This window comes from Delftia sp. PX-1 (assembly GCF_055797465.1).
This window is the reverse complement of record NZ_CP184763.1, coordinates 2208309-2225166: the sequence shown is the minus strand read 5'-3', so window position 1 is coordinate 2225166 and position 16858 is coordinate 2208309. Positions and strand designations below refer to the sequence as shown.

Sequence of the window (16858 nt, the reverse complement as noted above, 5' to 3'; positions counted from 1 at the left end):
CCCTATGAACCGTAGAAACAGCCTTCTCTCGGTCATGGCGGCCGCTGCTGCCCTGGCCTCCCCGCTTGCCCTGGCGCAAGAGCCCATCCGCCTGATCGTGCCCTATGCGCCCGGCGGTCCGCTGGACATCACCGCGCGCGCGCTGGCCGAGCGGGTGCGTGACTCCCTGGGAGTGGTGATCATCGACAACAAGGCCGGCGCCGGCGGCAACATCGGCGCCGACGCCATTGCCCGCGCCACGCCGGACGGCATGACCATCGGCCTGGCCGCCACGGCCACCCATGCCGTCAATCCCTGGCTGTACACCAAGATGCCCTACGACGCGGGCAAGGACTTCGCGGGCATCACCCAGATGGTGCGCGTGCCCAACGTGCTGGTGATGAATGCGGCCCGTGCCGAGCAGCTCAAGATCCACAGCGTGGCCGACCTGATCGCCTACGCCAAGTCCCACCCCGGCAAGCTCAACTACGGCAGCGGCGGCAACGGCAGCGCAGGCCACCTGGCCGGCGAAATGCTCAAGCAAAAAGCCGGCATCTTCGCCCTGCACGTGCCCTACCGTGGCGCCAACCCGGCCCAGCTGGCCCTGCTGTCGGGCGAGGTGGACTTCAACATCGACAACCTGGCTGCCGCTGCGCCCAATATCCGCTCGGGCAAGCTCAAGGCGCTGGCCGTGACCTCGCTGAACCCCACCACGCTGCTGCCCGGCGTGCCCGCGCTGTCCAAGACCTTCCCCGGCTTTGCCATCGACACCTGGTGGGGCCTGGTGGCCCCGGCCGGCACGCCCAAGCCCGTGCTGGACAAGCTGAGCCGGGCCTTTGCCGACGCACTGGCCGCGCCCGAGACCAAGACCCGCTTCGAGACCCTGATGGCCGAGCCCGTGTCCTCCACGCCCGCCGAGTTCGACAGGTTCATGGCGGCCGAGCGCGCCAAGTACCAGGCCATCGTCAAGGCCTCCGGAGCGAAGGTGGACTGAGCCGATCCATCGCGTCCCGCCTGGCAAAAAGCCGCAGCCGCCCTCAGGGCGCTGCGGCTTTTTCATTCAGGCCACTGTCGGGATTCAGGCTTGCCGGAGATGCCAGCCAGGCTTGTGCGCCAGGCAGATGCCCTGCCCCGCCACGGCCTGCAGCTGCGCGGGCGTGACGCGCTCAGGCGCGATCTCGGCCAGCGGCACGAGCACGAAGGCGCGCTCGTGCATGCGCGGGTGCGGCACGCTCAGGCGCGGCAGCGCGATGCGCTCGTCGCCCCACAGCTCGATGTCCAGGTCCAGCGTGCGCGGCGCATTGCGGTAGGGGCGCTCGCGCCCGGCCGCCAGTTCGATGGCCTGCAGCGCATCGAGCAGCGCCAGCGGCTGCAGCGTGGTGCGCACGGCGGCCACGGCGTTCAGATAGTCGGGACCGCTGGAATCGATGGGCGCCGTGCTGTAGAGCGAGGAGACGGCCAGCAGGCGCGTGCCCGTCAGGCCGCCGATGGCCTTCAAGGCCTGGCCCAGGGCCTGGCCGCAGTCACCGAGGTTGGCGCCCAGGCCGATGGCGACCCAGTGGCCTGGCTCAGTCATCGCCGCCCATGCCGCCATCGCCCCCGCCCTGGGGCTTGCGGCGGCGGCGCCGCCGCTTCTTGGGCGCTGCAGCCTCCTCGCCGCCAGCCTGTGCCGGTGCGGGATCCTCAGGTTGCACGCCTTCCGCCAGGTTCACGCCATCGCGCGGCTGGCGGACCTTGGGCACGCGGTGCACCTTGGGTTCGGCGCTGCGCTGGCGGGCGCGCTGCTCGTCGCGCGCCTGGGCGATCAGGTCGTCGCGGCGCGCGTCGTCGGCATTCTGGAACTCCTGCCACCAGCTGGCCAGGCTTTCCTCGACCTCGCCGATATCGGCGCGCAGCCGCATGAAATCGAAGCCCGCGCGAAAGCGCGGCTGGGCCACCAGGCTGAACGGCGTGGCGCCCGTGCGCTTGTCGAAGCGCGGCTGCATGACCCAGATCTCGCGCATGTCGGCGGCCAGCTTGCCGCGTCCCGAGACATCGCCGATGCGCTGGTCGAACACTTCGTCGATGGATTCCTGCAGCGCGGGAAACGGGTGCTGACGCTGGTTCAGGCGGCGCTCCCAGCCGGTCTTCACGTCATGCCACAGCACGCAGGCCAGCAGGAAGCTGGGTGCCACGGGCTTGCCTTCCTCGACACGGCGATCGGTATCGGTCAGAGCGGCCTGCACGAAGGGCTGCTCGGCACGCTCGACCACCACATCCAGCAGCGAGTAGATGCCGCGCGCCAGGCCCAGGCCGCGCAATTGCTCCACCGAAGCCAGCGCATGGCCGGTCTGCAGCAGCTTGAGCATTTCATCGAACAGGCGGCTTTGCGGCACATCGGCCAGCAGCGGCTCGCACTCCACCAGGGGCTTGGCCGTCTTGGGCTCGAGCTTGAAGCCCTTGCCCGCCAGCTTGGCGGCGAAGCGCACGGCGCGGATGATGCGCACCGGATCTTCACGGTAGCGCGTGGCCGGGTCGCCAATCATGCGCAGCATGCGCTTCTTGGCGTCGTCAATGCCCTTGTGATAGTCGACCACGATCTGCGTGCGCGGGTCGTAGTACATGGCGTTGATCGTGAAGTCGCGGCGCGTGGCATCCTGGTCCTGCGGACCCCAGACGTTGTCGCGCAGCACGCGGCCGCTGGCGTCCACCGCATGGTGCATGCCGGCGAGCTGGGCCTTGCTGGTGCGCTCGTTGCCGCTCACGGCCTCGGCCGCGCTGTTGTCCAGGAAGGCGCGGAAGGTGGAGACTTCGATGACCTCGTTCTCGCGCCCGCGACCATAGACCACGTGCACGATGCGAAAGCGCTTGCCGATGATGAAGGCGCGGCGGAACAGGCCCTTGACCTGCTCGGGCGTGGCATTGGTGGCCACGTCGAAGTCCTTGGGGCGCAGGCCCAGCAGCAGGTCGCGCACGGCGCCGCCGACGATGTAGGCCTCGTAGCCCGCGTCCTGCAGCGTCTCGACCACGTCGAGGGCACGCCGGTCCACCAGGTTGGGATCGATGCCGTGCACCTGCACGGGCACCTCCTGGCGCTTGCCGAAGGGCGACTTGCGCGCCCGTGGGGCGGCCGAGGCCTTGCCCAGCAGCTTGTCGATGATGTTCTTGATCATGGTGCTTCGCCAAACAGGTCCAGAATGCGCCAGCCACGTTCCTGGGCCAGGGCGCGCAGCCGAGTGTCGGGGTTGGTGGCCACGGGGTGGTCCACGCGCTCGAGCAGGGGAACGTCGTTCCAGGAGTCGCTGTAGAAGAAGGTCTCCACGCCGCTCCATTGCAGGCCGCGCGCATCCAGCCACTGCTGCATGCGCTGCACCTTGCCGCCGCGCATGCTGGGCGTGCCACGGATCTCGCCCGTGAACCAGCCCTGCGCGTCGCGCTCCAGTTCCACCGCGATCAATTCCTGCACGCCGAGGGCGGCGGCGATGGGGCGCGTCACGAACTCGTTGGTGGCCGTGACGATGATGATCTGGTCGCCCGCCTGCTGGTGCGTGCGCAGCAGCTCCAGTGCCTGGGGACGGATGGCGGGGGTGATCACCTCGCGCATGAAGCGCTCGTGCGCCTCGGCGGCCTGCTGCGCGCCACGGGCGCAGAAGGCCTCGGTGGCAAAGCGCACATAGTCGTGCACGTCGAGCGTGCCCGCCTGGTAGTGCGCGAAGAACTCGGCATTGCGGCGGCCGAACTCGACCGGATCGGTCCAGCCGATGCGCGTCGTGAACTCGCCCCACTCATAGTCCGAATCGAGCGGCAGCAGCGTGTGGTCCAGGTCGAACAACGCCAGCCGGGGCCGGAGTTGCTTCTGATCAGAGGTCATGCATATCCTAAAAAAATGGGTCCCGCGCTGCCCTTGCAACGCAGGCTCCGCCGGCTCCCGCAGTCCCTGCCCACAAGAAAATGCGGGCTCATTCGGTTTCCAGCATCGTCTTGAGCAACGGAATGGTGATGGCGCGCTTGTTGCGCAGCGCAAAGCCGTCGAGCATGTCGAGCAGCTGCATCAGGCTGCCCAGGTCACGCGAGAAGCGCTTGAGCATGTAGTCCATCACATCGTCGCCCAGAAAAACGCCACGGGCATCGGCCTCCTGGCGCAGCACCGCGCGGCGCGCGGTTTCGTCGAGCAGCTGCAGCTGGAACACATGGCCCCAGCCCAGCCGCGTGCGCAGATCCTCGCGCAGCTTGAGGTCTGCCGGCGGCAGCGGGCCGGCCCCCAGCACCCAGCGCGGCGAGCCCGTGGCCGGGCTCGTCGCATTCACAAACCAGTTGAAGGCCCGCGCCTGCTGCAGCGGAGTGTAGATGTCCACATCGTCCATCAGCACCGCCGCCCAGCGCTCGTCGAAGGGCGGCGGGAACAGGGTGGAGGCATCCATCCAGCCCACCATGGCACCCTGCTCGCGCAGGGCCTCGCGCACGGCCTTGAGCAGATGGGTCTTGCCCGAGCCCGATTCGCCCCAAAGATAAGTGGGCACTGGCGTGCGGGCCGTCTGCATGCGGCCATCGCCCACCCAATGGCGCAAATGATCGATCACCGCGGCATTGGGGCCGACGAAAAAGCGCGACAGCGTCGGGCTCGACGCCATGCTGATATCCAGAGCCAGCTGCTTCATCTGCGACATACGCGCAGCGCCCCCTTTCCTGTGTCCAGGCGGGTCCATGCGGCAAAAGCAGGCAAAGGAATCGGCAACGGCATTGGGTTGATAGCAAAGACAGGCCCGCCCTGCCGCAGCGCTGCGGCAAGGCGGGCGACGCCGGGGCGTTCCCGGGCGCAACAGGGATTTTAGTCTGCGCGGCGCACGGCACGGCGGCAGCCGGCCCGCTTGTGCAACGAAAGCCCCCTCGAAGCCCACTGGCGCGCGCGCCTGCCGGCGGCCGGCGCCGTAGAATCCCGGGGTTCCAGCCCGGCCTCGGGCCTACCGCACCGTACCCATCCATGAGCTCTTCTGCCCCCTCCTCTACCCCGATCTCCTACAAAGACGCCGGCGTCGACATCGTCGCTGGCGACGCGCTGGTCGAGCGCATCAAGCCGCTGGCCAAGAAGACCATGCGCGAAGGCGTGATGGCCGGCATCGGAGGCTTCGGCGCACTGTTCGAGGTGCCCAAGCGCTACAAGGAGCCCGTGCTGGTCTCGGGCACCGACGGCGTGGGCACCAAGCTCAAGCTGGCCTTCGAGTGGAACATGCACGACACCGTCGGCATCGACCTGGTGGCCATGAGCGTCAACGACGTGCTGGTCCAGGGCGCCGAGCCCCTGTTCTTCCTCGACTACTTCGCCTGCGGCAAGCTGGACGTGGACACGGCCGCTGCCGTGGTCGGCGGCATTGCGCGCGGCTGCGAGCTGTCGGGCTGCGCACTGATCGGCGGTGAAACCGCCGAAATGCCCGGCATGTACCCGGCCGGCGAATACGATCTGGCCGGCTTTGCCGTCGGCGCCGTCGAAAAGTCCAAGATCCTCACGGGCCAGAGCGTTGCTGCTGGCGACGTGGTGCTGGGACTGGCCTCGGCCGGCGTGCACTCCAACGGTTTCTCCCTGGTGCGCAAGTGCATCGAGCGCGCCGAAAGCCAGGGCAGCCTGCCCGAAACGCTGGACGGCAAGCCGTTCAAGCAGGCCATCATGGAACCCACGCGCCTGTACGTGAAGAACGTGCTGGCGGCGCTGGAGCAGCACCCCATCAAGGCGCTGGCCCACATCACGGGCGGCGGCCTGCTGGAGAACATCCCCCGCGTGCTGCCCGAAGGCCTGGCCGCCCACCTGGATGCCGGCAGCTGGCCCCAGACCGAGCTGTTCGCCTGGCTGCAGAAGACGGCCGGCATCGATGCCGTGGAAATGAACCGCACCTTCAACAACGGCATCGGCATGGTCGTTGTCGTGCCCGCCGAGGCTGCCGAAGCCACGGCCGCCACGCTCGCGAAGCTGGGCGAGACGGTCCACACCATCGGACGCATCGCCGCACGCGGCGAGGGCGAGCCTGTCGAGGTCCGCTGACCACGGGCCCGCAGCGCATGACCCAGCACCTGCCCTCGCCCATCATCTCCCCGCAGCCCGCGCCCACGCGCGGCGTGACGCTGTCCAGCTATGTGCTGATGGCCGGCGCCCTGCTGCTGATCATGTGGCAGGGGCTGCTGCCGGGCATGCTGTGCGTCTGCGTGGGCTTTCTGGTCACGCGCGCGCTTGCCGGGCTGCTGTCACGCGCCCAGCCCAAGTCCCGGCGCGGCTCGCTGCCGCGCTGGACGCAACTGGTGGCAGCCACCATCGTCATTCTTGCGCCGCTGGCCCTGCTCAGCGGCGCGCTGTCGCACACGCGCACCTACATCACCGACGCGCCGCAGCAGTACCGCGAGCTGCTCGACTATCTGGCGCACACGGTGCTGGAGCTGCGTGACAAGCTGCCGGCCGACATGGCCGACCAGCTGCCGGACGGCGCACAGGAAATCCAGCACCTGCTGGCCAGCTACCTGGCCGCCAAGGCCGGCGCCCTGGCCCATGCGGGCCGCGCCTGGCTCACCGGCCTGCTCTATGCCTACGTGGGCCTGATCATCGGCGCCCTGGCCGCCGTGCGGCCCATGGTCACGCGCCGCCCGCCCCTGGTGGCAGCGCTGCGCGAGCGCATCCGGCTCATGGGACTGGCCTTCCGCCAGATCGTGGCGGCCCAGTTCTGGATTGCGGCCTTCAATACCTTTCTCACGGCCATCTTCCTTCTGGGCGTGCTGCCGCACTGGAACCTGACCCTGCCCTACACGCCAGCCCTGATCACGCTGACCTTCATTGCAGGCCTGGTGCCCATCGTGGGCAACCTGCTGTGCAATGCGGTGATCACCATTGTGGGCCTGTCGGTGTCCCCTGTGGCCGCCGCCGCCTGCCTGGGCTTTCTGATCCTGATCCACAAGGCCGAGTACGTGATCAACGCCAAGGTCGTGGGCCAGCGCACGCACATGGGCGTATGGGAGCTGCTGGCGGTGATGTTCGTGGCCGAATCGGTGTTCGGCCCTGCAGGCCTGGTGGCCGCTCCGCTGTTCTACGCCTATCTCAAGAAAGAGCTGGAAGCCGTCCGGCTGGTCTGATCAGCCCACGCGCGGGCGGCTACAGCCCTCTCAGCCGCCGGATCACCTCGCGCACGGCCACGGCCTGCGCGCCCTGCTGGGACTGCAGGAAGCGCTCCAGGTCTTCAAGCGCACGCTCGGTCACCCCCCATTGCGCATAGGCCAGCCCCCGGTCCCGCAGGATCTCGGGCATGTCGGGCCGCAGCACGGCCAGCCGGTTGAGCACGGCCACCAGCAGCGGCCAGTCGCGCCGGGCATGGTGGATTTCCTGCAGGTTGCGCAGCATGCGCTCCAGAACGTCGCGCGGCGAGGCGCCCTGCAGGTACATGCCCAGCGGAGCGGCCTCTTCGGCCGACAGGCCCGCGCTCTGCCAGAAGGGCTCCAGCCGCTCGGCCAGGCTGTTGGCAGAAAAGGACTCGCCACTCAACGGGTCCATCACCACCTGCCCCTGGGGCAGGCGCATCTTGACCAGGAAATGGCCGGGAAAGCTCACGCCCTGCGCCGGCAGATCGATGGCCGCAGCCAGCTCCAGCCAGATCAGCGCCACACTGATGGGAATGCCGCGCCGCGTCTGAAGCACATGGTGGATGTAGCTGTTGGCGGGGTCGTAGTAGTCGTTGAGATTGCCGCCAAAGCCCAGCTCGCCGTAGAAGAACTGGTTGAGTCCGCGCAGGCACTGCAGCGGATCGGTTTCGCCAGCCAGGCGCTGGACCAGGCGCACCTGCAGCCGGTCCAGTTCGGCGCTGGCCGCCTGCAGGTCGAGATCGGGCACGGCATCCTGGGCGATGCTGATTGCCGCCTCCATCAGCGGCAGGTGTTCATCGCTTTGCACCAGCGCTGCAAAGTATTGCAGGGCCGTTGGCGTGTCGTCGTAGCTCCAGCTCATGATGCCTTGTGAATTTGCAGCGCCCAGGCCTGCAATTATGCGGGTTCGGGCTAGCGCCGCAGCAGTGCCCGCAGCTTGAGCCCGGCTGCCCACAGCGCGCCAAAGTACAGCAGGGCCGAGGCCGCCATCAGGCCGGCAAGCAGGCCCACGCGCTGCCATCCGTTGGCACGCAGCGCAATCCAGTCGAAATGCTGGCTTCCCCAGGTCAGCAGCACGGCCAGCAGACTGCTGGCCGCAATCACCTGCAAGGCCAGCCGCCCCCAGCCGGGCTTGGGACGGTAGACGCCCCGGCGCAGCAGCCCCCACAGCAGCCAGCCCGCATTGACCAGGGCCGCCAGGCCGATGGACAGCGCCAGACCCGTATGCGCCATGAAGGGCACCAGCACCAGGTTGAGCAGCTGGGTGATGATCAGCACCACGATGGCGATCTTGACGGGCGTGCGGATGTCCTGGCTTGCGTAGTAGCCGGGCGCCAGCACCTTGATGGCCACCAGGCCCACCAGGCCGGCGCCGTAGCCCACCAGCGCCAGCGCGATCTGGCCCACATCGCTGTCCTGCAGCGCGCCACGGTGGAACAGCGTGGCCACGAGCGGCTCGGCGAAAGTGAGCAGCCCCACCGCGCAGGGCACGGAAAACAGCACCACCAGGCGCAGCCCCCAGTCCAGCATGGCCGAGTAGCGCTCCGAGTCGTCGGCCGCCTTGGCCGCGGCCAGCTGGGGCGTAAGCACCACGCCCAGCGCCACGCCCAGCAGCGCCGTCGGAAACTCCATGAGCCGGTCAGCATAGAACAGCCAGGTCACGCTGCCCGGCTGCAGATAGGAGGCGATCTGGGTGTTGATCATCAGCGAGACCTGGGCCACGCCCACGCCCAGCAGCGCCGGCGCCATCAGCCTGAGGATGCGGCGCACGCCGGCCTCTTGCCAAGCCTGGCGCAAGGCGGCTGGAGAAAACCCGATGCGCGGCAGCAGGCCCAGGCCTGCCAGCGCCGGCAGCTGTACCGCCAGCTGCAGCACGCCGCCCAGCATCACACCGCCGGCCATGGCATAGATGGGCTCTATGCCGCGCGCCTGCAGCCAGGGTGCACCCCAGAAGGCGGCGGCAATCATGGCCAGGTTCAGCAGCACGGGCGTGGCGGCCGAGACGGCAAAGCGCCGCCAGGTATTGAGCACGCCGGACGACAGCGCCACCAGCGACATGAAGCCGATGTAGGGGAACATCCAGCGCGTCATCAGCACGGCTGCGTCATAGCCTTCGGGCGACTGGCGCAGGCCGCTGGCCAGCAGCCAGACCAGCAGTGGCGCGCCGACCACGCCCAGCACGCAGGTCACGAGCAGCACCCAGAACAGCAGCGTGGCCACATGGGAGATCAGCCTGCGCGTGGCCTCCTCCCCCTCCTTGGCCTTGCTGGCGGCCAGCACCGGCACGAAGGCCTGGCTGAAGGCGCCTTCGGCGAACAGGCGCCGGAAGAGATTGGGAATCCTGAACGCGACATTGAACGCATCGGTCAGCGCATTGGCTCCGAACATGGAGGCCATGAGCAGATCGCGCACCAGCCCGGTGATACGGGAGGCCAGCGTCAGCAGGGAAACGGTGGAGGCGGCTTTGAACAGTGACACCGTGGGGAGTGTATGCGCTGGCACGGCCACCGCAGTTGCGTGCCAGGGCGGGCCGGACGGCTCTTGCACTCCGTTGCAACAGGCCCGATTGCGCGGCCTGGGGCCCACAGGCCCTGAAGGGACTGCATGCTATAATCCCGCGCTTCGCCGACAACATCCTCAGACACTAGGAATACATATCATGGCATCCAAGCCCGTAAAGAAGAACCCCCGCCTGGCATCCGGCCGCAAGCGCGCCCGCCAGGACGTCAAGCTCAACGCAGCCAACACTTCGCTGCGTTCCAAGTACCGCACCGCCGTCAAGAAGGTCGAGAAGGCCGTTCTGACTGGCGACAAGGCCAAGGCAACCGAACTGTTTGCCGCAGCCCAATCCGTTCTGGACACGATCGCCGACAAGGGCATCTTCCACAAGAACAAGGCCGCTCGCGACAAGAGCCGCCTGTCCGCCAAGGTCAAGGCCCTGGCAGCCCCCGCCGCCTAATCCACTTAGGCAACCGCACGGATGGCCCCGGCCATCTGCCGTTTGTAACGGGTGCGCTGTCAGCGAACGAGAAAACCGCCTTCGGGCGGTTTTTTTGTGCCTGGACAAAGGCGCCGCCGTCCGCATCGCACCGAAGGAAAAGCCCGTCTCCACCAGCAAAGCGCAGCCGAAAAAAAACGCACCCCAGGCGCGCTTCACATCGGGCGGGAACCGGCCCCGCAAAAAAAGAAGCCGGCCTCAGCGGGCCGGCTCGTCCGGTATCAGGCAGGCTTCGGCAACCTGCAGGTTGTTGTCCTTGGCGAAATTCAGGCAGAAATCCCAGGCCATGGGCTCGTAGTCGCGCAGGTCGCGATGCACGACCACGCACTTGACGCCGTTGAGCGTTGTGGGAACACACCAGGGCGAGTAGCTCAGGTGGCTGCCGCGCTGGGCACCACCGGGGCGGAACTGGCTCATGACGCCTGCCAGCCGCTCGGCCCAGTCGCTGGGCCGGAAAGTCTTGCCTTCGTGGGTGATGCCCTGGATGAACAGTTCTTTGCTGGAGGGAGAGACCATCAGGATGCGCACCAAAATACGACTTGTGCAACAAGGAGCAAAACAGGCGGCTTGCCAAGGGGCCCAGCACCTTGCCACTTCCTGTTTGCGCAAGTCCTTCAAAAAAGTCAGAGCCCGCAGACAGGATCGCTGCCGGCAGGCCAAGCGGGCATTTTATCTCTTATATAAGAGCTGGACCGTTGTGCAGCGCACTAACCAAGTGTGGCGTAGGTTCATTGCATGGCTGTGATGCGCAAACCGCAACGGTAGGCCATTGCGCGGCCCCTAGAATCGGGCTTCGCTGTTTTTCAGGCATCTGCGGCGGCAACGCCCGGATGCCGTTTACTTTCCAGCTCAGGAGATTTTTGCAATGACCGCTTTCATCGAGGCTGCCTCGCCCCACGTGATGAACACCTATGGCCGCGTACCGATCGCTCTGGAGCGAGGCCAGGGCTGCCGCGTGTGGGACGTCAACGGCAAGCAGTACCTCGATGCGCTGGGCGGCATTGCAGTGAACACGCTGGGCCACAACCACCCCAAGCTGGTGCCTGCGCTGCAGGACCAGGTGGCCAAGCTCATCCACACCTCCAACTACTACCATGTGCCCGGCCAGGAAACGCTGGCCAAGCTGCTGACCGAGCGCGCGAAGATGACCAATGTCTTCTTCTGCAGCACGGGCCTGGAGGCCAACGAGGCCGCCATCAAGATCGCGCGCAAGTACGGCGTGGACAAGGGCATCGCCAAGCCGGTGATCGTGGTCTACGAGCATGCCTTCCACGGCCGCTCCATCGCCACCATGACGGCCACGGGCAACCCCAAGGTGCGCGACGGCTTCGGCCCGCTGCTCGACGGCTTCCTGCGCGTGCCGGTCAATGACTTCGAGGCGCTGCAGCAGGCCACGGCCGGCAACCCCGACGTGGTGGCCGTGATGATGGAGCCCATCCAGGGCGAAGGCGGCCTGCACCCCATGCGCATCGAGTACATGCAGCAGGTGCGCGCCCTGTGCGATGCCAACGGCTGGCTGATGATGTTCGACGAAGTCCAGGCGGGCATGGGCCGCACGGGCAAGTGGTTCGCCCACCAGTGGGCCGGCATCGTCCCCGACGTGATGACCCTGGCCAAGGGCCTGGGCTCGGGCGTGCCCATCGGCGCCGTCGTCGCCCATGGCAAGGCGGCCACCGTGCTGCAGCCGGGCAACCACGGCTCCACCTTCGGCGGCAATCCGCTGGCCATGCGTGCGGGCATCGAAACCATCCGCATCATGGAAGAAGACGGCCTGCTGGCCCATGCCACCAAGGTGGGAGACCGCCTGAAGTCCACGCTGCAAAAGGAGCTGGCCGACGTCAAGGGCGTGGTCGATGTGCGCGGCCAGGGCCTGATCATCGGCATCGAGCTGAACAAGCCCTGCGGCGCCCTGCTGGGCCGTGGCGCCGAAGCCGGCCTGCTGTTCAGCGTGACCGCCGACACCGTGGTGCGCCTGGTGCCGCCGCTGATCATGACCGAGGCCGAGGCCGACGAAGTGGTCGCCAAGCTCAAGCCCCTGATCGTGCAATTCCTGTCCGAATGAGGACCTGCCTATGACTGCCATCAAGCACTATCTGCAGTTTTCCGACTTCACGGCCGACGAGTACGCCTATGTGCTCGAGCGCGCGGCCCTGATCAAGAAGAAGTTCAAGAACTACGAAAAGCACCACACGCTCAGCGACCGCACGCTGGCCATGATCTTCGAGAAGGCCAGCACGCGCACCCGCGTGAGCTTCGAGGCCGGCATGTACCAGCTCGGCGGCTCGGTGGTCCACCTGACCACGGGCGACAGCCAACTGGGCCGCGCCGAGCCCATCGAGGACAGCGCGCGCGTCATCAGCCGCATGACCGACCTGGTGATGATCCGCACCTACGGCCAGGACAAGATCGTGCGCTTTGCCGAGTACTCGCGCGTGCCCGTCATCAACGGCCTGACCAACGAGTTCCACCCCTGCCAGATCCTGGCCGACATCTTCACCTTCATCGAGCACCGCGGCTCCATCCAGGGCAAGACCGTCGCCTGGGTCGGCGACGGCAACAACATGGCCAACACCTGGCTGCAGGCGGCCGACCTGCTGGGCTTCACCGTCCACGTCAGCACGCCGGGCGGCTACGAAGTGGACGAGAAGCTGGCCTTTGGCGGCAAGGCGCCGCGCGAGGGCTGCTACAAGGTCTTCAAGGACCCGCTGGATGCCTGCAAGGGCGCCGACCTGGTGACCACCGACGTGTGGACCAGCATGGGCTACGAGGCCGAGAACGAGGCCCGCAAGAAGGCCTTCGCCGACTGGTGCGTGGATGCCGAGATGATGGCCGCCGCGCGTGCCGACGCCCTGTTCATGCACTGCCTGCCCGCCCACCGTGGCGAGGAAGTGCAGGCCGAGGTCATCGACGGGCCGCAGTCCGTGGTCTGGGATGAGGCAGAGAACCGGATGCACGTGCAAAAGGCACTGATGGAGTACCTGCTGCTGGGCCGCCAGCCGGGCTGATCACGCCCACTCCTTTGGCCCAGGCGCATTCCCTCACACCCATGCACCTGAGCCACGAACACTCCAGACACCGCCTGCAGGCCAAGCGCCCCCAGGCGGTGTTTCCGTTGGGCGGCTGCGCATTGCGCCATCCGCACATTGCACGCCATACGCGCGTGCCCTCGTTCTTCGGGCCGCGCCGGCATTTCGCGGCCCGGGTGCGTGCGCTGTTCGTGCGCATCCACACCTTCTATCTGAAGTTCCTCCAGGGCCATACCTAGGGCCGCACCCCCTCTTCCCAGCCTTATGCGCCGCCCCGGGCACCGGGCGCGGCAAGCCTGTGCGTGCCCTGCTGTCTCCCGAAGAAGAACTTCCATGTCCGAAGCCCTGCATCCCTGCCTGAACTGCGGCGTCTGCTGCGAACACTTCCGTGTCGAATTTTCCGTCTACGAACTGCGCTCCATGGGCGGCACCGTTCCCGATGAACTGGCCCATGAGGTCCACGGCAACCGCTGGCGCATGAACGGCACCGAGCGCCGCCCCGTGCGCTGCACGGCCCTCACGGGCCGCTGCGGCGAACAGGTGGCATGCAGCATCTACGAGCAGCGCTCATCGACCTGCCGGGAATTCGAGATGGGCACGGACCGCTGCAACGCTGCGCGCCTGGCGCATGGCCTGCCTGCGCTGGATGACGGCGCCCGCATCTGGCTGGCCGCTGCCTGAGCGTGCAACCGGCCGGCGGCCCGGCGACCGGCCTGTCGACCGATCTGGCGCTATGGCTGGCGCCTGTCCGGTGCGCAGCTGTCTCCGCCGCAGGCGCTGCAGCCGCCGCAGCCGCCCCCGTCCTTGGGCGCCAGCGACGGATGCAGCTGACCGGCCTTCAGCCGCCAACGCGCCGGCAGGTAGCGCCAGACCAGGGACACGGCCGCCACCACCACGATCACGCCCACGATGATGTTTTGCCACATGCTCAATGCCCTCCTCAGCCCGCGCCCAGCGCGAGGGCCACGCGGTAGGTGATGAAGCTGGCCAGGTAGGCCAGCGCGAACAGGTAGCCCGTCATCAGCAGCGGATAGCGCCAGCCATTGGTCTCGCGCCGCACGGCCGCCAGCGTGGAAATGCACTGGGGCGCGAACACGAACCAGGCCAGCAGCGACAGCGCCGTGGCCAGGGACCAGGTATGGGCGATCAGCGGCCCCAGCTGCTCGGCCATGGCCTCGTCGCTGGCAGCGGACAGTGCATAGACCGTGCCCATGGCACTGACGGCCACTTCGCGCGCGGCCATGCCGGGCACCAGGGCGATGGCGATCTGCCAGTTGAAGCCGATCGGCGCCAGCACCACCTCCAGCCAGCCGCCGATGCGACCTGCAAAGCTGTAGCGGATGGCCGCTTCGGTGACGCCATCGGGCGGCGCCGGGTAGCTGGCCAGAAACCACAGCACGATGCTCACGGTCAGGATGATGCCGCCGACGCGGCGCAGGAAGATCATGGCGCGCTCGTACAGGCCCAGGGCCAGGCTGCGCGGGCTGGGCCAGCGGTAGGAGGGCAGCTCCATCAGCAGCGGCGTGGGGCCGGCGCTGCGGCCCACCAGCTTGGCCACGCCGGCCACGGCCATGGCGCTGGCGATGCCGGCCACGTACAGCGCGAACAGCACCAGGCCCTGCAAATTGAAGATGCCGCCCACCGTGCGCTCGGGAATGAAGGCGCTGATCAGCAGCGCATAGACCGGCAGGCGCGCCGAGCAGGTCATCAGCGGCGCGATCATGATGGTCACCAGGCGGTCGCGCCAGCTGGTGATGGAGCGCGTGGCCATGATGCCGGGCACGGCGCAGGCGAAGCTGGACAGCAGCGGAATGAAGGAGCGGCCCGACAGGCCGACCTTGCCCATGATGCGGTCCAGCAAAAAGGCGGCACGCGGCAGGTAGCCCGAATCCTCGAGTGCAAGGATGAACAGGAACAGGATCAGGATCTGCGGCAGGAAGACCAGCACGGCGCCCGTGCCGGCGATCACGCCATCGGCCAGCAGGCTGCGCAGCGCGCCTTCGGGCATGTGCTCGTTGACCAGGGCCGAGACGGCCGAAACGCCGCCCTCGATGCCATCCATCAGCGGCTGTGCCCAGCTGAACACAGCCTGGAACATCAGGAACAGCGTGGCTGCCAGCAGCAGCATGCCCCACAGCGGGTGCAGCACCACGGCGTCGATGCGGTCGTCGCGCCGGGTGTCCGCCACGGGCTCCTTGACGCAGTCGGCCATGATGCGGGCCACCTGCTGGTGCAGGGCCAGGACCTGCTCGCGCGCATCGCCCGGGCGGGCCGGGGCCTGCAGCTGCGGCGCCGCCAGGGCGCGGGCTTCGGGGCCGTCCAGCCATTGCAGCAGTTCGCGCGCGCCGTCCTGGCGCACGCCCACCGTGGACAGCACGGGCATGCCCAGGGCGCGTGACAGCGCCTCGCGGTCGATATCGATGCCCTGGCGCCTGGCCATGTCGCTCATGTTGAGCACCAGCAGCATGGGCAGGCCCAGGCGCTGGGCCTCCAGCACCAGGCGCAGGTTCAGGCGCAGATGGGTGGCGTCGGTGACGCAGACCAGCAGTTCGGGCGGCGCCTCGCGCGCATGGCGACCCGAGACGATGTCGCGCGTGATGCGCTCATCCTCGCTGTGCGCATGCAGGCTGTAGGTGCCCGGCAGGTCCAGCACGCGCACGCGCCGGCCGCTGGCCGTGCTCAGCCAGCCTTCCTTGCGCTCCACGGTCACGCCCGCGTAGTTGGCCACCTTCTGGCGTGCGCCGGTCAGCAGGTTGAACAGCGCCGTCTTGCCGCAGTTGGGATTGCCCAGCAGGGCCAGGCGCAGTGCGGAATCACCGCTGCCGCCGCCGCCCTGGGCAGGCTGCAGCGGCTGAATGAGTTTGGGAGAGGACGACGCGCTCATGCCACCGCCTCCGGCGCCACGCGCACCAGGGCCGCCTCATGGCGGCGCAAAGCGAACGTGGTCTGGCCCACGCGCACGGCCAGCGGGTCGTCGCCCGGAAAGCCCGCGGCCAGGATGCGCACGGGCTCGCCGGGCAGAAAGCCGATCTCCATGAGCCGCAGCAGCAGTTCCTGCTCGCTGGCATCGCGTGCGGCATGGAGCTCGACCACGCGCGCCGATACCTGACGGGGCAGGGCATCAAGGGTGATGGCCGTGGTGGCAGCAACGGCGGCAACGGCAGCAGAGGAGGACATGGGAGGCGCGGACAGCGTGGACGGAGCCGCAGCGTCCGTCGCGGGGTTCATCGAATGCATGGCGTGTTGTATCAATTGATTTTTATTCTCATTTTGATTTTGATCGAACCCGGGCGGCGGGACCGCGCATGGTATCGGAGTGCGGGACAGGGTTTTGCGTTCCCGGCTTTGCCCCCTGGCGGGCCCAGGCGGGCGGCGCGCGGCACAATGGCGGCCGACGCCGACACGGCCTTTGCGCACTCCCCTCCCCACGCCATGACCCAACCCTGCCTGAGCTGCGGCGCCTGCTGCGCATCGTTTCGCGTGGACTTTTCCGTGCACGAGTCGCAGGCGCAGGGCGGCCGCGTGCCAGCCGGGCTGGCCGAGGAAGTCACCGACCACACCTGCCGCATGCGCGGAACCGACTGGGCGCGTCCCCGCTGCGCGGCCCTGGTCGGCAAGGTGGGCGAGAAGGCCCATTGCGGCATCTATGAATGGCGCCCCTCGCCCTGCCGCGAGTTCGCCGCCGGCAGCGATGCCTGCAACCGCGTGCGCGTGCGCCATGGCATGCAGGCGCTGGACAGCGGCCTGCTCTAGCAGCCTGCCA

General features: G+C 67.9%; 19 protein-coding genes. 9 read left to right on the top strand and 10 right to left on the bottom strand.

Annotated features, from left to right (window positions below; genetic code table 11):
- The first annotated feature begins 4 nt into the window (after positions 1–4).
- Positions 5–973, top strand: coding sequence for a Bug family tripartite tricarboxylate transporter substrate binding protein (locus ACN20X_RS10310; RefSeq protein ID WP_026062233.1), 969 nt, complete (start codon positions 5–7; stop codon positions 971–973).
- An 84-nt stretch (positions 974–1057) separates the two neighbouring features.
- Here the strand turns inward: ACN20X_RS10310 and folK are convergent, their stop codons facing one another.
- The 4 genes from folK to hda all read right to left on the bottom strand — a co-directional run bounded on the left by folK (position 1058) and on the right by hda (position 4616).
- Positions 1058–1573, bottom strand: a complete 516-nt coding sequence (gene folK / locus ACN20X_RS10305; RefSeq protein WP_016452586.1) for a 2-amino-4-hydroxy-6-hydroxymethyldihydropteridine diphosphokinase — start codon at positions 1571–1573, stop codon at positions 1058–1060.
- Positions 1548–3131, bottom strand: a complete 1584-nt coding sequence (gene pcnB, locus ACN20X_RS10300; protein ID WP_016452587.1) for a polynucleotide adenylyltransferase PcnB — start codon at positions 3129–3131, stop codon at positions 1548–1550. Before pcnB ends, folK begins: the two co-directional genes overlap by 26 nt.
- The gene (locus ACN20X_RS10295) at positions 3128–3829 is read right to left on the bottom strand and encodes a histidinol-phosphatase (protein ID WP_016448977.1); all 702 of its coding nucleotides are present in this window, start codon (positions 3827–3829) and stop codon (positions 3128–3130) included. The genes pcnB and ACN20X_RS10295 overlap by 4 nt, the downstream gene beginning before the upstream one ends.
- A gap of 88 nt (positions 3830–3917) precedes the next feature.
- The gene (gene hda / locus ACN20X_RS10290; RefSeq protein ID WP_026062235.1) at positions 3918–4616 is read right to left on the bottom strand and encodes a DnaA regulatory inactivator Hda; all 699 of its coding nucleotides are present in this window, start codon (positions 4614–4616) and stop codon (positions 3918–3920) included.
- A 323-nt stretch (positions 4617–4939) separates the two neighbouring features.
- Between hda and purM the strand changes: the two genes are divergently transcribed.
- The gene (purM, locus tag ACN20X_RS10285) at positions 4940–5992 is read left to right on the top strand and encodes a phosphoribosylformylglycinamidine cyclo-ligase (protein ID WP_016452588.1); all 1053 of its coding nucleotides are present in this window, start codon (positions 4940–4942) and stop codon (positions 5990–5992) included.
- A gap of 17 nt (positions 5993–6009) precedes the next feature.
- On the top strand, positions 6010–7068 hold the full coding sequence (locus ACN20X_RS10280) for an AI-2E family transporter (RefSeq protein WP_016448979.1): 1059 nt from the start codon (positions 6010–6012) through the stop codon (positions 7066–7068).
- 19 nt (positions 7069–7087) lie between these two features.
- Here the strand turns inward: ACN20X_RS10280 and ACN20X_RS10275 are convergent, their stop codons facing one another.
- Together ACN20X_RS10275 and murJ are read right to left on the bottom strand one after the other, a co-directional pair.
- A complete protein-coding gene (locus ACN20X_RS10275) occupies positions 7088–7933 on the bottom strand; it encodes a SirB1 family protein (RefSeq protein ID WP_016448980.1) in 846 nt (281 codons plus the stop codon).
- A 50-nt stretch (positions 7934–7983) separates the two neighbouring features.
- Entirely contained in the window at positions 7984–9549 is a 1566-nt protein-coding gene (gene murJ, locus ACN20X_RS10270) for a murein biosynthesis integral membrane protein MurJ (protein WP_016452589.1), read from the bottom strand.
- 181 nt (positions 9550–9730) lie between these two features.
- Here murJ and rpsT point away from each other — a divergent pair, with 181 nt between their 5' ends.
- The gene (gene rpsT, locus ACN20X_RS10265) at positions 9731–10030 is read left to right on the top strand and encodes a 30S ribosomal protein S20 (protein WP_016448982.1); all 300 of its coding nucleotides are present in this window, start codon (positions 9731–9733) and stop codon (positions 10028–10030) included.
- Between the two features lie 237 nt (positions 10031–10267).
- On the opposite strand, the gene ACN20X_RS10260 is transcribed toward rpsT, so the two are convergent.
- Complete coding sequence (locus ACN20X_RS10260; RefSeq protein ID WP_012204103.1) at positions 10268–10585, bottom strand: DUF3579 domain-containing protein; 318 nt, start codon at positions 10583–10585, stop codon at positions 10268–10270.
- A gap of 349 nt (positions 10586–10934) precedes the next feature.
- Between ACN20X_RS10260 and ACN20X_RS10255 the strand changes: the two genes are divergently transcribed.
- The 4 genes from ACN20X_RS10255 (at position 10935) to ACN20X_RS10240 (ending at position 13776) form a co-directional block, all read left to right on the top strand.
- Positions 10935–12131 (top strand): aspartate aminotransferase family protein, encoded by a 1197-nt coding sequence (locus ACN20X_RS10255; protein WP_016448983.1) that lies wholly within the window; start codon positions 10935–10937, stop codon positions 12129–12131.
- A gap of 10 nt (positions 12132–12141) precedes the next feature.
- A complete protein-coding gene (gene argF / locus ACN20X_RS10250; protein WP_016448984.1) occupies positions 12142–13074 on the top strand; it encodes an ornithine carbamoyltransferase in 933 nt (310 codons plus the stop codon).
- Between the two features lie 41 nt (positions 13075–13115).
- Entirely contained in the window at positions 13116–13334 is a 219-nt protein-coding gene (locus ACN20X_RS10245; RefSeq protein ID WP_016448985.1) for a hypothetical protein, read from the top strand.
- A gap of 94 nt (positions 13335–13428) precedes the next feature.
- Complete coding sequence (locus ACN20X_RS10240) at positions 13429–13776, top strand: YkgJ family cysteine cluster protein (RefSeq protein ID WP_016448986.1); 348 nt, start codon at positions 13429–13431, stop codon at positions 13774–13776.
- 50 nt (positions 13777–13826) lie between these two features.
- On the opposite strand, the gene ACN20X_RS10235 is transcribed toward ACN20X_RS10240, so the two are convergent.
- Genes ACN20X_RS10235 through ACN20X_RS10225 form a run of 3 tightly spaced genes read right to left on the bottom strand, consistent with a single transcriptional unit; the run spans position 13827 to position 16332 of the window.
- Positions 13827–14021, bottom strand: a complete 195-nt coding sequence (locus tag ACN20X_RS10235) for a hypothetical protein (RefSeq protein ID WP_016448987.1) — start codon at positions 14019–14021, stop codon at positions 13827–13829.
- A gap of 14 nt (positions 14022–14035) precedes the next feature.
- Positions 14036–15979, bottom strand: coding sequence for a ferrous iron transporter B (feoB, locus tag ACN20X_RS10230; RefSeq protein WP_473210559.1), 1944 nt, complete (start codon positions 15977–15979; stop codon positions 14036–14038).
- Positions 15976–16332 carry a FeoA family protein gene (locus ACN20X_RS10225; protein WP_016448989.1) on the bottom strand — a complete coding sequence of 119 codons (357 nt, stop codon included), beginning with the start codon at positions 16330–16332 and terminating at the stop codon, positions 15976–15978. Before ACN20X_RS10225 ends, feoB begins: the two co-directional genes overlap by 4 nt.
- A 195-nt stretch (positions 16333–16527) precedes the next feature.
- On the opposite strand from ACN20X_RS10225, the gene ACN20X_RS10220 reads away from it, so the two are divergent.
- Entirely contained in the window at positions 16528–16848 is a 321-nt protein-coding gene (locus ACN20X_RS10220; RefSeq protein ID WP_473210558.1) for a YkgJ family cysteine cluster protein, read from the top strand.
- Positions 16849–16858: the final 10 nt, after the last annotated feature.